This window comes from Blastococcus sp. SYSU DS0828 (genome assembly GCF_054050975.1).
The window spans coordinates 12,927-27,085 of sequence record NZ_JBJHAK010000028.1 but is presented as its reverse complement, the minus strand read 5'-3'; the positions used below and the strand labels follow the sequence as shown (position 1 = coordinate 27,085).

Sequence of the window (14,159 nt, the reverse complement as noted above, 5' to 3'; positions counted from 1 at the left end):
TTCGGGGGAATCACGCATCGTCGTGATCAACCGGGGTACAGGGCCTTGTCGTGCACCGGCGGCACGCTCGGCACCGTGCCGGGAGAACCGTGCTCGCCGGTCGAGCGAACTGAGGAGCTTGCTGTGGAAATCATCGGTCTGATCATCGCCGGGCTCATCATCGGCCTGCTGGGGAAGTTCGTCGCCCCCAGCACCCGGGACAACACGCCCATCTGGCTCACGCTGCTGTGCGGCGTCGGCGGTGTGCTCCTCGGCTACTGGGTGAGCGGTCTGCTGGGCGTCGAGGACACCGCCGGCATCGACTGGCTGCGGTGGATCATCTCCATCGTCCTGGCGGCGGTGCTGGTGGTGGCGGCGTCCACGCTCACCGGGCGCAACGACCGCGCCGTGCGCTGACCTGACCGCCGTCCCCGGCGGAGGCGGTCGGGTTCAGACCTCGACCGTCTCCCCGGGGGTCAGCCGGGCGACCGGCGTGGGGGTCCCCGGACCCCGCTCCCCGAGCAGCCCGCTCACCACACCGATCCCGGTGTCGTTGAGCAGCCCGTCGTGCACGGCGTAGGCCTGGTCGGCCCGCACCTCCCGCAGGTAGTCGATCACCTCGGCCGTGCGCGACCAGGGCGCGTGCAGCGGCAGGAGCAGCGTGGGGACGGGCGTGCCCGGCACGGTGAAGGCATCGCCGGGGTGGAAGACCTGCCCGTCGACGAGGAATCCGACATTGGCCACCCGGGGCAGGTCCGGGTGGATCTCGGCGTGCAGCTCGCCGTGCACCTGCACCTCGAACCCGGCGACCGTGACCGCGTCGCCGGCCCCGACCACGTGCACGCGGTCGCCGGCGCCCTCGAGCGCGGCCGCCACCGCCCGGTTGGTCCACACCTCGAGCGACGGGGTGGCGTCCAAGGCCGCCCGCAGCCTGTCGGCGACGAAGTGGTCGGGGTGCTCGTGGGTGACCAGCACCGCCGTCGCACCGTCGAGGGCGACCGGGTCGGTGAAGGCACCCGGGTCGATGACCAGCCGCCGGTCGCCGTCGGAGAGGACCACGCAGGCATGCCCGTGCTTGGTGAGCTCCATGACCTGATCCTGCACCCGGCTCCTGCGGCTCACCCTTCGGGGTGAGGAGCCGCTCCGCACCCGTCGCCCGCGCCCGCGCACCTGCCGACCTCCTCAGCATGATGCTGACGACCACCGCGTTCGCCGCCGCCCGCAGCCGCGCGCACGGTCCCACCGCCGCGCTGTGGCACGCCGTGGAGCTGCACCGGCCGCCGGCCGAGGTCGACAGCGCCTGCGAGCTCACCGTCTGCGGCTCGCTGGCCCGGGTCACCCCCGAGCAGCAGTGGCCGCTGCGGGCCTCCGACGTCTGCCCCGCCTGCGCCACGCTCGCCCGGTGACCCCGTCGCCGGGAACGGCGGCCCCCTGACGCCCTGCCGCCGGCCCGGCCCGCCCGCCCGGCGGCAGGTGCACTCCTCCCGCGGGTCGGCCGCCTCAGCGGCCGGTGAACCGCGGCGCCCGCTTGGCCAGGAACGCCTCGACGGCCTCGCGGTGGTCGGCAGACTGCCCCACCTCGTTCTGCAGCCGCCCCTCCAGGGCCAGCGTCTCCTCCAGCGAATCGGTGGCGGCGGTGGCCAGCACCGTCTTCACCGCGCGGTAGGCCGCGGTCGGGCCGGCGGCCAGCCGGGCCGCCAGCTGCTGGGCCTCCGGCAGCACCTGCTCCGGTGCGACGACGCGGTGCACCAGCCCCCACTCCGCGGCGCTCTCGGCCAGGAACGGCTCCGGCAGCAGCAGCAGCTCCGCGGCGCGGGAGCCGCCCACGCTGTGCACCAGCCGCGCCGCCAGCGCCGAGTCGCTGGACAGCCCGATCCCCGTGAACGCGGTGGTGAACTTGGCGCCGGCAGCGGCCACCCGGAGGTCGCCGGCGAGGGCCAGGCCCAGGCCCGCCCCGGCGCAGGCGCCGTTGATCCCGACGACGACGGGCACGCGCAGGCCGGCCAGCGCCAGCACCAGCGGGTTGTACTCCCGCTCCACCACCGACAGCGGCGCCTCGGCGCCCCCCTGCATCTCCGCGAGGTGCTCCCCGAGGTCCTGCCCGACGCAGAACGCCCGTCCCGTGCCGGTGAGCAGCACGGCGCGCACCGAGTCGTCCGCCGCGACGTCCTGCACAGCGGCCAGGAGGTCGCGGCGGGAGGCGTGGGTCAGCCCCGGACGGAGCAGGGTGAGGGTGGCGACGCCGTCGGCGTCCTCACGGGTCACGGTGTCGGACATCGTCGCCCGCCTTCCGGTTCGCGGTCGGCCGCGGCGCGGCCCTGTCGCCGGTCACCTTGCCAGGCCGCGGGCAGCGGGAGGCAGTCCCCCGGCCCGGACCCGGCGCCGGGGGATGCGTGGTGCCTCGTGCACGCCATGCAACCGGCGCGCCGACGCGACGGGTGGTGCGGGAGGGGCGGATGCGGCGCCGCGGGTCGGGTGGTGGACGATGATGCGCGTTCCGCGACGCGCCAGGCGGGTCGTGGAGCGGACAGGCGGGCGGCGCGCCGGCCCCGTGCGGCGACGCCACGGCCCGTGCGCACGGGCCGGACGGACGAGGAGTGACCCCCGTGGTGGAACCAGGACGCCGGTGCCTGGGTGACCGCTACGAACTGCAGCAGCTGATCGCCACCGGTGGGATGGGCCAGGTCTGGCGGGGGCTCGACGTCGCCCTGCACCGCCCGGTCGCCGTGAAGGTCCTGCGCAGCGAGTACACCGGCGACCCCACCTTCGTCGCCCGGTTCCGCGCGGAGGCCCAGCACGCCGCCGCGCTGAACCACCCCAACATCGCCGCCGTCTTCGACTACGGCGAGGAGACCGCCCAGGACGGATCGGGGGAGACCCTCGCCTACCTGGTGATGGAGCTGGTGGAGGGAGAACCGCTCTCGGCGTTGCTGCGCCGGGAGGGCGCGCTGGACGCCGAGACGACGCTGTCACTGCTCGGGCAGACCGCGGCGGCGCTGGCGGAGGCGCACCGTCGTGGCCTCGTGCACCGTGACGTCAAGCCCGGCAACATCCTCGTCCGCCCGGACGGGGCGGTGAAGATCACCGACTTCGGCATCGCCTGGTCCGCGCGCAGCGTCGCGCTGACCCGCACCGGGCAGGTCATCGGCACGCCGCAGTACCTCTCCCCCGAGCAGGCCGAGGGCCGGCACGCGACCCCGGCCAGCGACGTCTACGCCCTCGGCCTGATCGGTTACGAGTGCCTGACCGGGCACCCGGCCTTCGACGGCGACAACGCCGTCACGATCGCCCTCAAGCAGGTGCAGCAGGAGCCGGAGCCCCTGTCCGGGGCGCTGCCCCCCGGCGTCCGGACGCTGATCGGCCGGGCGCTGGTCAAGGATCCCGAGGCGCGCTTCCCCGACGGCGCCAGCTTCGCCGCGGCCGTCGCCGAGGTCCGCGCCGGTCGGCAACCGGACCCGGGCACGGTCGAGGTCGGCGTGGTGCCGCGACGTCGCCGGGCGGCGCCGGCTCGCCGCGCCGGGGCGTCGACCACCGGCCCGCGGGCCACCCGCCCGCCGGTGGCGCGGCGGCGCGGCCGGCTGGCGGTCGTGCTGCTGCCGCTCATCGGCCTGCTGGCCGGCGCGGGGATCACCGCCACCCTGCTGCAGACCCTGACCCAGGGCAGCGCGCCGAGCACGGCCGCGGCGGCCGAGGAGCGCATCGCCGGCAGCATCGTGCTGGCCCTGGAGGACTACCTGGGCCGGCCGGTGGGCGAGGTCGCCGAGCGGCTGGCCGACCTCGGGCTGACGGTCACCGTCCGAGCCGAGACGCGCGACGACGTCCGCGCGGGCCGGGTGACCGGCGTGGAGCCCGCCGGCCGCCCGCTCCGTGCCGGCGACCAGGTGGTCGTGCGGTACGCCACCGCCCCGGAGCAGGGCGAGCGGCCGCGCGAGCCGGTGGTGACCGGCGCCGCCGTCGACCGCGTCGTCCCGCCGAGCACGTCGCGCACGGAGCCGACGACACCTCCGGCCAGCACCTCGGCGCCGACGGTGACGACGACGCCGCCGCCGCTCCCGGCGTCGCCCACCACGACCACCGGGCAGCCGGAGGAGACGAGCACCACGCCGACGACGACGCCGACGCCGACGCCGACGACGACGACGCCCACGACGTCGTCGCCCAGCCAGACGAGCGGGTCCCCCACTCCCCCCTCGACGAGCCCGTCCCCGGAACCGTGACCCCGCGGCAGCGGCCGCTGTCCCCGCGCCTCCTCGGTGGCCGCTACGAGCTGCTCTCGCTGCTCGCGACCGGCGGCATGGGTCAGGTCTGGCGCGGGCGGGACGTCGTCCTCGACCGGCCCGTGGCGGTGAAGGTGCTGCGCAGCGAGTACACCGGCGACCCCACGTTCCTGGCCCGGTTTCGCGCGGAGGCCCGGCACAGCGCCCTGCTGACCCACCGCAACGTCGCGGCCCTGTTCGACTACGGGGAGTCCACCGACACCGACGGCGAGGCGCTGGCCTTCCTCGTCATGGAACTGGTCGAGGGCGAGTCGCTGGCCGCGGTGCTCGCGCGGGAGGGACGGCTCGCGGTCGACCGCACGCTCGACGTGCTGCGCCAGGCGGCGGCCGGCCTGGCCGCGGCGCACGCGGCAGGCCTGGTGCACCGGGACGTCAAACCGGGCAACGTGCTGGTCGGTGCCGACGGGATCGTGCGGATCACCGACTTCGGCATCGCCTGGTCCGCGGCCAGCGCACCGCTCACCCAGACCGGGCAGGTGGTCGGCACCGCCCACTACCTCTCCCCGGAGCAGGCCGGTGGCAGCCAGGCCGGCCCGCCCAGCGACGTCTACGCGCTGGGCATGATCGGGTACGAGTGCCTGGCCGGGCACCGCGCCTTCGACGGCGACAACCCGGTGCAGATCGCGCTGCGCCAGCTCCGGGAGCCGCCGCCCCCGTTGCCCGCCGACGTGCCCGACGCGGTGCGCACGCTCATCGACCGTGCGCTGCTGAAGGACCCGGCCGAGCGGTTCCCCGACGGGGCCGCGTTCCGGGACGCCGTCGACGACGTGCGGGCCGGCCGGCCGCTGCCGCCGGTCGCGCCGCCGTCCGGCACGCGGCCCCTGGCCGCGCGGGCGGTCGCACCGCGGCCGCTGCGGCGCCTCCTCGCGCCTCTGACCGCGCTGGTGCTCGGCGCCGGCCTGGCCATCGCCGCCCTGCAGGTGTGGGGTGACGCCCCGGCGGATCCCGGTACGGGTACCAGCGACGCCGCGGAGCCGGTCCTGCTCGCCGCCGCCGACTTCGTCGGCCGGCCGGTCGTCGAGGTGGAGGGGGAACTGGCCGCCGCGGGCCTGGGCGTCCACCTCGTCGGCCGGGAGAGCGCCGCCGTCCCCCCTGACCACGTGCTGGCCCTCGCGCCGGTGGGTGCGGTCGCCCCGGGCACCGTCGTCACGGTCACCTACGCGGTCGCGCCACCGGAACCCGAGCCGGGCCCCGAGCCACAGCCCGCCCCGGCACCGGCCGACCCGGGCCCCGTGGTCCCCGCCCCGGTGCCGGTCGGGGCCGGGGCCGACGGCGCGCCCGCCGAGGCCGGCGGGAACGGCAGCGCGGGCGGGAACGGCAATGCGGGCGGGAACGGCAACGCGAACGGCAACGGCAACGCGGGCGGGGACGGCAACGCGGGCGGGAACGGCAACGCGGGCGGGAACGGCAGCGCGAACGGGAACGGCAATGCGGGCGGCAACGGCCGGGGCCGCGGCTAGCGGATCAGCCGCGGGCCGGCGCCGCGTCCTCGGTCGGCCGGTGCTCCTGGCCCGCGGCCAGCCACAGCGCCCCGCCGAGAGCGCCGAGCGCGGCCGTGTGCAGGAAACCCCGGTCGGTGCCCGCGTCGGGCAGCACCACCAGCACCCAGAAGACCGCCAGGCCGCCGAGACCGCCGGCCGCCACCCGCCACCCGGTCCGGTGGTCCAGCCGCCGGCCGACGGGCAGCAGACCCGCGAACGCGGCCAGCCCCAGCACGACGCAGACCGTGGCGAAGGCCGACCACAGCGGGATGGCGGACCAGGCCGGCTCCGTGCCGAAGCGCAGGAACAGGGCGAGCTGGAGCAGCACCAGGGACAGCGCCACCAGCCCGGCGCCGACGAGCGCCGTCCGGTCACGGGGGGCACGGGGGAGCTCGGTGGCGGCGCCGGCCGCCGGGGGAGGCGGGGCGCCGACGCCGGGCAGACCGGGGACGAAGTCGACCGGGCCGGTGGGCTGGGCCTCCCCGGCCGACGCGGCGGTCGGCGTGGTGGGCGGTCCGCTCGGCGCCGCGGGCGGGTGGACGGGAGCCGAGGGGGGCGGGAGCTGCTGCACCGTCGTCGGCGTGCCGGACGCCGGCGTGACCACCGGGATCTCCTGGGTCGACGACTGGGCGGGACCGGTGCCCGCGGTGGGGGACTGCGGTTCGGACGGCGTGCTCACGGGTGCCTCCAGGTCGGCTCCGGCGGGACCACCGGTCGGTGCGGTCGTCCCGCACGCTAGCGCCGCCCGGCCGGCCCGTCCGCGCGCCACCCGGGGGAACGGGCCGCACCTGCCGGAGCGGTCCGCCGCGCCTAGGGTCGATCCGTGGTCACGCGCGCTGGGATCGTCGTCACGGGGACCGAGGTGCTCACCGGACGGGTGGCCGATCGCAACGGTCCCTGGCTGGCCGAGCAGCTGCGCCGGCTCGGCGTCGACGTCGGGCACGTCGTCGTGGTCGGCGACCGCTCCGAGGACCTCGTGGCCGCGCTGTCCTTCCTGGCCGGCACCGGCGCCGACCTGCTCATCACCACCGGCGGGCTGGGGCCCACCGCCGACGACCTGACCGCCCAGGTGGTGGGTGGCTTCCAGGGCCGCGCCTCGGCGGTGGACGCCGCGCTGGAGCAGCGGATCGGCCGGATCGTCGAGCGGCTGATGGCCCGCCGGGGCTGGCGCGCCGACCCGGCGTCCACCGCGGCGGGGGTGCGCAAGCAGGCCCTGGTCCCCGAAGGGGCCACCGTGCTGGAGCCGGTGGGAACCGCGCCGGGCCTGGTCGTCCCGCCCGCGCCGGGCCGGACCGGGCCGCCGGTGGTCGTGCTGCCCGGACCCCCGGGCGAGCTTCGGGGCATGTGGCCCGCGGCCGTCGCCGCGGCTCCGACCCGGGCGGCGCTGGCGGGCGCCGCGGAGCTGCGGCAGGAGACCCTGCGGCTGTGGGGCACGCTCGAGGCCCAGCTGGCCGCCACGCTGCGCGAGCTCGAACCCGAGCTCGGCGGCCTGGAGATCACCACGTGCCTCCGGGACGGGGAGCTGGAGATCGTCACCCGCTTCCCCGCCGCGGCGCAGCCGGCCTACGACCGGTTCGCGGCCCGGCTGGGCGAGCGCTACGCCGACACGCTGTTCTCCACCGGCCCCACCCTCGACGAGCTGGTGGCCACCGCGCTCACCGAGCGGGGCCTGACGATCGCCACCGCGGAGTCCTGCACCGGCGGGCTGCTCGTCGCCCGCCTCACCGAGCGGCCCGGCGCCTCCGCCGCCGTGCTGGGCGGGGTGACGGCCTACGCCGACGGGGCGAAGGAGGCGCTCCTCGGAGTTCCCGGCGCGCTGCTGGCCGAGCACGGCGCGGTCAGCCCGCAGGTGGCGCGTGCCCTCGCCGACGGAGCCCGCGGGCGCTTCGGCGCCGACATCGGGGTGGGCATCACCGGCATCGCCGGCCCCGGAGGTGGCACGGAGACCAAGCCCGTCGGGACGGTCCACCTGTGCGTCGTCGGCCCCGAGGGGGTGGAGGCGCGCTCCCTCGCGCTGCCGGGCGGCCGATCGACCGTGCGGGAACGCTCCGTCACCATGGCGCTGCACCTGCTCCGCCGGCTGCTGCTGGGCGGCCCGGCGGCCTGACGCCGTACGCGCCGCCGGCCCGCCGCCTGCACGCTCGAGCAGCTCGCCGGCGGAACGGGGAGCACGATCCCGTGCCGGACCGGATTACGGTGCCGTCGCCCAGCCCGACGGCAGCTACCGGCTCACCGGGCACAAGTGGTTCACCAGCGCGCCGATGAGCGACCTGTTCCTCGTCCTCGCCCAGCTCGAGGAGGGGTCTCCTGCTTCCTCGTCCCCCGCGTGCTCCCCGACGGCACCCCCAACGTCTTCCGGCTGCAGCGGCTCAAGGACAAGCTGGGCGACCGCGCCAACGCCTCCAGCGAGGTGGAGTTCGACGGGACGACCGGGTGGCTGGTCGGCGAGCCCGGGCGGGGTGTCCCGGCGATCATCGAGATGGTCAACATGACCCGGCTGGACTGCGTGCTCGGCTCGGCGGCCACGATCCGGGCGGCGCTGACGCAGGCGGGTCACCACGCCCGGCACCGGCACGCGTTCGGCGCGCTGCTGGCCGACCAGCCGCTGATGCAGAACGTGCTCGCCGACCTCGCGCTCGAGAGCGAGGCCGCCAAGGCGCTGGCCATCCGGCTGGCCGCCGCGGTGGACGCCGGCGAGGCGGCCTTCCTGCGGCTGGCGGGGGCGGTCGCCAAATACTGGGTGTGCAAGCGCACCCCGGGGGTGGTCGCGGAGGCGATGGAGGTGCTGGGCGGCAACGGCTACGTGGAGGAGTCCGGGTTGCCCCGCCTCTACCGGCAGGCGCCGCTGAACTCCATCTGGGAGGGCTCGGGCAACGTCATCGCCCTCGACGTCCTGCGGGCGCTGGGGCGCTCCTCGGAGTCGCTGGCCGCCGTCACCGCGGAGCTGGAGCTGGCCCGGGGAGCGGACCGCCGGTACGACGACGCGGTCAAGCGGCTGTCGGCCGAGCTGGGTGACCGGGACGGGCTGCCCTTCCGTGCCCGGCGGATCGCCGGGTCGCTGGCGCTCTGCCTGCAGGGCTCGCTGCTGCTGCGCCACGCACCGGCCCCGGTCGCGGACGCCTTCTGCGCCTCTCGCCTGGGCGGAGAGTCCGGCGCGGTCCTCGGCACCCTGCCCGCCGGCACCGCCGTCGCCGAGATCGTCCGGCGATCCGAGGTCGCGGCTCCCTGAGGCGGGCTCCGGGCTATTACCCTCGGGGACGGCTCACGTGCTGCCCGTGTTCTTCACGAGCGGTCCGTGTCCCCGGCGTCTGCGGAAGCGGACCGGACGACCACTGGACGAGAGCGGGCAGCGTGCAACCAGGCGACGACCGGTCCCTCGGGATCCGGCCCGACCCGTTGAGCGGCGTGCCCGACGCGGTCTACCGCCTGGACACGCGGGGATGCTTCGCCTACCTCAACGAGGCGGCCGAGCGGCTCCTCGGGCGCCGGGCCGACGAACTGCTCGGCCAGGACGCCCGCGACGCCTTCCCGGCCCTGCGCGGCTCGCTCGCCGAGGAGCAGTACCGCCAGCTCCTCGCGGACGGCCGGCCACGGGAGTTCCACTTCTTCTACGAGCCGACGGGGCGCTGGTACGAGGTCCGGATGTTCCCCGATCCGGCCGGCGCCGCCGTCCTCTTCCGCGACATCGACGTCCGCCGCCGCACCGACCAGCAACGCGACGCCCAGATCCGCGGCCTCACCGCGGTGCTGGAGGCCCTGCCCTCGCCCACCGTCCTGATCGGGCCGGACGGGCGGATCCTGTCCACCAACGGGGCGTGGGTGCGCAGCAGCGAGGAGCTGCTCCCGGCGGTCTCGTGGCCGGGCCGGGAGGGCGAGGACTACCTGACGATCATGACCCGGGGACTGGCTCCCCGGGAGCACGCCGGGCTGGCCGAGGGGCTGCGGGCGCTGATGACCGACACCGCGCGGTCGGACGGGCGCACGTTCTCCTACGACTACTCCTGCCAGACCCGGCGCGGTGCCGCCTGGTTCCACCTGCAGGCGACGCGGGTCGACCGCGAGGGCCGGGTCGTCATCACCCACAACGACGTCACCGACCAGGTGCGCGCCCGGCAGGACCTGCTGTGGAAGGCGCAGCACGACGACCTCACCGGGCTGCCCAACCGCTCCAGGCTGCTCGAGCTCACCGGCGAGGCGCTGGCCGCCGACCACCAGGCCGGAGTCGCACTGCTCGTCATCGACCTCGACGCCTTCAAGACCGTCAACGACTCCCTGGGCCACCAGATCGGTGACGAGCTGCTGCGCCAGGTGGGCGGCCGGCTCTCCGAGCAGCTCCGCCCGGGCGACGCCGTGGCCCGCCTGGGCGCCGACCAGTTCGTGGTCCTGGCGCGCGGGTGCGACGCCTCGGAGGCCGCTGCCCTGGCCTTCCGGCTGCAGACCGCGTTCGGCCGGCCCTTCCTCGCCGGGGAGATCTCCGTGCCGCTCAGCGCCAGCGTCGGCGTGGCGGTGGCCCGGCAGGAGGTCCGCGACGCGCACCACCTGCTCAGCGATGCGGACGCCGCGATGTTCGCCGCCAAGAGCTCGGGGCGGGACCGGGTCCACCTGTTCTCCCCCGCGTTGCGGGAGGCGGCCCGGTGGCGGCTGGAGGTGGCCACCCGGCTGCGGGGTGACGCCATCGACCAGCTGGTGGTGCACTACCAGCCCGTCGTCCGGCTGGACACCGGGCAGATCGAGGGCGTCGAGGCGCTGGTCCGCTGGCAGCACCCCGAGCGCGGGCTGCTGTCGCCGGACACCTTCCTGTCCGTGGCCGAGGAGACCGGGCAGATCATCCCGATCACCCGCTGGCTGCTCCGCGAGACCACCCGCAAGGCGGCGGAGTGGGCCGCCGAGGGGCTCTCCCTGCGCATGTCGGTGAACGTCAGCGCCCGGCACTTCTCCGCCGAGACGCTGGTGCGCGACGTGCGACTGGCCCTGCAGAGCTCCGGCCTCCCGGCCGACCAGCTGGTGCTGGAGCTCACCGAGACCAGCGTGGCCGAGGACCCGACGCGGGCGGAGGACCAGCTGTCGGTGCTGCGCGGCTTCGGCGTCCGCGTGGCGATCGACGACTTCGGCACCGGGTGGTCCTCCCTGGCCCAGCTGTTCGCGCTCCCCATCGGCACGCTCAAGATCGACCGCTCGCTGCTCGCCGCCGCCGAGCGGGTGGCGGCCGGCGACACCGGTGCGGTGCTCGCGGCCATCGTCGGGCTCACCCGCACGCTGGGCATCAGCTCCGTGGCCGAGGGGATCGAGACCCCCGAGCACCTGCGGATGGTGCGCGAGGCCGGCTGCGACCTGGCGCAGGGCTGGCTGCTGGGCCACCCGATGCCCGCCGACCGGCTGCCCGGCTGGGTCCGCGAGGTGCAGCAGGCCGGAGGGGACCTGTGCGCCCTGGCGATCGCCGGCCACGCCGTCCCCGCGCCCGGGTGAACCTCCGCCGTCCCGGCCGCCGGGCGACGGCGCCGGCCGGTCCGCCACCCCCCGCCGGAACGCTCCAGGCGCCGCCCCCGGCGACGCCCGTCGCCGGGCCCGGGCAGACTGTCCCCGTGCTGGACACCTCCGAGGCCGTGCCCGCGCCCGCCGAGCAGCCGGCCGGCCCCGTCGACGACGGCCGGTCGCGTCCCGCCCTGGACCTGCTGATCTGGGACGCCCCGAACATCGACATGACCCTGTCGACGGTGATCGGTGCCCGCCCGACGGCGGCCTCGCGGCCGCGGTTCGACGCGATCGCGGCCTGGTTCGTCGAGGGCGCCGGCGATCCGGGTGCGCCGGACTCCTCCGATGTCGAGGCGTGCGTCTTCGCCAACATCCCCCCGCAGCCGGGATCGCTGCAGCGCTGGGTGGAGGCGCTGCGCGGATTCGGCTACTCGGTGTTCGCCCGGCCGAAGACCCAGCCGGACGACGACATCGACCAGGACATGCTCGACCACATCGCCGTCCGCCGGCACAGCCACCAGCTGCGGCGGCTGGTGGTCTTCTCCGGTGACGGCCGGAACTTCGCCGAGCCGCTGGAGGACCTCGCCCGCCAGGGGACGCAGGTCGTCGTCGTCGCCTTCAGCGAGGTGGCCGGTTATGCGATCGGCTCGGACCTGCTGGAGTTCATCGACATCGAGGACGTGCCGGGGGCGTTCGTCGAGCCCCTCGACCGGGTCCGCCTGGACGCGCTCCCGCCGGACGGTGCCTGGCTGCGGCCCACCCGCAGCCTCCGGGACTTCGTCGCCGGGTTCACCGCGCGCCGCGGCTGACCGCCGTCCGAACACGGTGCCCCCGCCCGGTTCACCCGCGGGGGTGAACCGGGTGCGAGCCGTTCAGGAAACGGCTCGCCGTGCCGATCGCAGAACAGTGCCGTTCTCCCTGACCGAGCGCCTGGTGGCCATGCTCCGCCGAGGCGACGTGCTGCCCTCGCCGGCGTCCGCCGCCGGTGCCGAGGGCGGGGCGGGACGGCGCCGGGTGGCGTCGGCGTCGCAGCTGGCGCGGGCGATCCCCGGACTGGCCGAGGAGCGTGCGGAACGGGCTCGCACCGCCGGGCTGCTCGTCGGCTGGGTGGCCGTGGTCGTCGTGCCCCTGTGGTCGCTGGTCGACCTGGTGACCGAGGGCAGCAGCGCCAGCACCTTCCTCACCGTCCGGCTGCTCTGCGAGATCCCGATGCTGCTCGCCCTGCTCGCGCTGTGGCGGCTCCCGCTGGGCCGCCGGCGTCCCGAGCTGCTGACGTTCCTCGTCCTGGCGGTCGTGCAGGCGGAGGTCGCCTGGATGGTCACGCGCTCGGACGACCCCCGGTACCACCTGCTCGGCTTCACCCTCGCGATCTACGGCAGCGGCTGCGTCCTGGTGGCCCGCCCGCGCTGGACCGTCGCGCTGGTCGCCGTCTCCTGGGCCGCCCTCGGGCTCGCCTCGGTCACCGTCGAGGACGGGCTGTCGCCCGGAGACCTGCTCGCGGTGACCGTCTACCTCGCCAGCGCCTCGCTGATCGCGGTGCTCGCCCACCTGCGGCGCTACGCGCTGGACAGCCGGGAGCTGCACACCCGGGTCCGGCTGGAGCGTGAGCAGCAGCGGACCGGGGTGCTGCTGGCCCAGCTGGAGCGGCTCAGCCACGAGGACCCCCTCACCGGCCTGGCCAACCGCCGCCGGTGGGACGCCGAGCTGGCGGAACTGTGCGCCCGCGCCCGCCAGCGGGGAGACGTGCTCAGCGTGGTGCTGGTCGACCTGGACCACTTCAAGGAGGTCAACGACCGGTACGGGCACGGCGGAGGGGACGACGCGCTGCGCGCGGTCGCCGGGCTGCTGTCGGCCCGCGTGCGCGGTGGGGACCTGGTCGCCCGGCTCGGTGGTGACGAGCTCGCCGTCCTCATGCCGGGGGCGGACCAGGCGCGCGCGACCGCGCTGGCCGAGCAGCTCCGGCGCGAGGCCCGGCTGCTGCAGCCCGCCGGCTTCGACGCCGCGGAGCTCAGCCTCTCCCTCGGGGTGGCGACGGCGGCCGGCGACGACGCCTACCCCCTCGAGCTGATGTCCCGGGCGGACGAGCAGCTCTACCGGGCCAAGACCACCCGGAACGCCGTCGGGGCCGGGCTCGCGCCGCCCGGGGCGACCGAGCCGCAACCGGCCCGCTGAGCGGGACCGGTCCATCCCGGCGCGTCACGCTCCCCTGCCGCCCGGCGCCCGCCGACGGCGGTTACCGTTCCCGCGCGGACGGGCGACCGGGAGGTCGCCGGCCGAGCACCGGATGATCGAAAGAGGACCATGACCAGCGTTCCCGGCGTCGACCACCCGGCGGAGCAGAGCGAGGCCGAGGTGCGGCTGGGCGGCACCAACGTCGCCGTCAGCGCCCGGGTGGAGGTGGTCCACGCCGGCGTGCTCTCCGTCCGGCCGTCGGCGAGCGAGTTCGTGGAGGGCACGGTCGTGAACCCCGGCGACGTCGTCGAGGTCTACTGGCGCACCGAGAGCGGCCACCGCATGCTGCCGGCCGAGGTGCTGGACGTCCAGACGGGCGCGGTCGTGCGCTGGCGGCTCACGACGACCGGGCCCGCCGAGCACAGCCAGCGGCGGGCGGCGGTGCGCGGCCGCGTGACGGTGCCGGTGGAGGGTGCTCTCGGCGGGGTGGACCTCACGGGCGAGACGCTGGACCTCAGCGAGGCCGGCATGCGCGTCCACTTCGAGGGCTTCGGCGTGGTGCCGGACGCCGGGACGACGATGGGGCTGACCGTCCGCCTCGAGGACGGTCCGCTGGTGTCGCGCGGCGAGATCATCCGCATCCAGGCCCGGGGGGCGCGCTGGGTGATGAGCATCCGGTTCGTCGACATCGCCGAGAAGGAGCAGGACCGGGTCCGGCGGCGGGTGTTCCAGGCGCTGCGCGAGGAGCGTGCGCGGATGGCGGAGTGACCCGGGGGGA

The 14,159-nt window shown here is 76.2% G+C and carries 13 protein-coding genes; 10 read left to right on the top strand and 3 right to left on the bottom strand.

Translation table 11 applies throughout. From position 1 onward, the window contains the following. Positions 1-123: 123 nt before the first annotated feature. Positions 124-396 carry a GlsB/YeaQ/YmgE family stress response membrane protein gene (locus tag ACI79Q_RS18240; protein WP_347058774.1) on the top strand — a complete coding sequence of 91 codons (273 nt, stop codon included), beginning with the start codon at positions 124-126 and terminating at the stop codon, positions 394-396. 33 nt (positions 397-429) lie between these two features. On the opposite strand, the gene ACI79Q_RS18235 is transcribed toward ACI79Q_RS18240, so the two are convergent. Continuing rightward, entirely contained in the window at positions 430-1,083 is a 654-nt protein-coding gene (locus ACI79Q_RS18235) for an MBL fold metallo-hydrolase (protein ID WP_456589851.1), read from the bottom strand. An 83-nt stretch (positions 1,084-1,166) separates the two neighbouring features. On the opposite strand from ACI79Q_RS18235, the gene ACI79Q_RS18230 reads away from it, so the two are divergent. After that, positions 1,167-1,385, top strand: coding sequence for a hypothetical protein (locus tag ACI79Q_RS18230; RefSeq protein WP_456589850.1), 219 nt, complete (start codon positions 1,167-1,169; stop codon positions 1,383-1,385). Positions 1,386-1,479: 94 nt separating this feature from the next. Here the strand turns inward: ACI79Q_RS18230 and ACI79Q_RS18225 are convergent, their stop codons facing one another. Next, complete coding sequence (locus tag ACI79Q_RS18225; RefSeq protein WP_456589849.1) at positions 1,480-2,256, bottom strand: enoyl-CoA hydratase-related protein; 777 nt, start codon at positions 2,254-2,256, stop codon at positions 1,480-1,482. A gap of 329 nt (positions 2,257-2,585) precedes the next feature. Here ACI79Q_RS18225 and ACI79Q_RS18220 point away from each other — a divergent pair, with 329 nt between their 5' ends. Both ACI79Q_RS18220 and ACI79Q_RS18215 read left to right on the top strand, forming a co-directional pair. Further along, complete coding sequence (locus tag ACI79Q_RS18220; protein WP_456615140.1) at positions 2,586-4,196, top strand: protein kinase domain-containing protein; 1,611 nt, start codon at positions 2,586-2,588, stop codon at positions 4,194-4,196. Further along, entirely contained in the window at positions 4,193-5,716 is a 1,524-nt protein-coding gene (locus ACI79Q_RS18215; RefSeq protein ID WP_456615139.1) for a protein kinase domain-containing protein, read from the top strand. The genes ACI79Q_RS18220 and ACI79Q_RS18215 overlap by 4 nt, the downstream gene beginning before the upstream one ends. Before the next feature lie 4 nt (positions 5,717-5,720). Here ACI79Q_RS18215 and ACI79Q_RS18210 read toward each other — a convergent pair whose 3' ends face one another. Continuing rightward, entirely contained in the window at positions 5,721-6,416 is a 696-nt protein-coding gene (locus tag ACI79Q_RS18210; protein ID WP_456615138.1) for a hypothetical protein, read from the bottom strand. Between the two features lie 144 nt (positions 6,417-6,560). On the opposite strand from ACI79Q_RS18210, the gene ACI79Q_RS18205 reads away from it, so the two are divergent. From ACI79Q_RS18205 to ACI79Q_RS18180, 6 genes are all read left to right on the top strand, one after another. Further along, the gene (locus ACI79Q_RS18205) at positions 6,561-7,844 is read left to right on the top strand and encodes a competence/damage-inducible protein A (protein ID WP_456589845.1); all 1,284 of its coding nucleotides are present in this window, start codon (positions 6,561-6,563) and stop codon (positions 7,842-7,844) included. A gap of 219 nt (positions 7,845-8,063) precedes the next feature. Continuing rightward, the gene (locus ACI79Q_RS18200) at positions 8,064-8,966 is read left to right on the top strand and encodes an acyl-CoA dehydrogenase family protein (RefSeq protein WP_456615137.1); all 903 of its coding nucleotides are present in this window, start codon (positions 8,064-8,066) and stop codon (positions 8,964-8,966) included. 122 nt (positions 8,967-9,088) lie between these two features. Then, positions 9,089-11,203, top strand: a complete 2,115-nt coding sequence (locus ACI79Q_RS18195; protein WP_456589843.1) for a putative bifunctional diguanylate cyclase/phosphodiesterase — start codon at positions 9,089-9,091, stop codon at positions 11,201-11,203. A gap of 116 nt (positions 11,204-11,319) precedes the next feature. Next, positions 11,320-12,018, top strand: a complete 699-nt coding sequence (locus ACI79Q_RS18190) for an NYN domain-containing protein (RefSeq protein ID WP_456589842.1) — start codon at positions 11,320-11,322, stop codon at positions 12,016-12,018. Positions 12,019-12,115: 97 nt separating this feature from the next. Next, a complete protein-coding gene (locus ACI79Q_RS18185; RefSeq protein WP_456613534.1) occupies positions 12,116-13,381 on the top strand; it encodes a diguanylate cyclase in 1,266 nt (421 codons plus the stop codon). A gap of 129 nt (positions 13,382-13,510) precedes the next feature. After that, positions 13,511-14,149: a PilZ domain-containing protein gene (locus ACI79Q_RS18180; protein WP_456589840.1), complete on the top strand. Its 639-nt coding sequence runs from the start codon at positions 13,511-13,513 to the stop codon at positions 14,147-14,149. Positions 14,150-14,159: the final 10 nt, after the last annotated feature.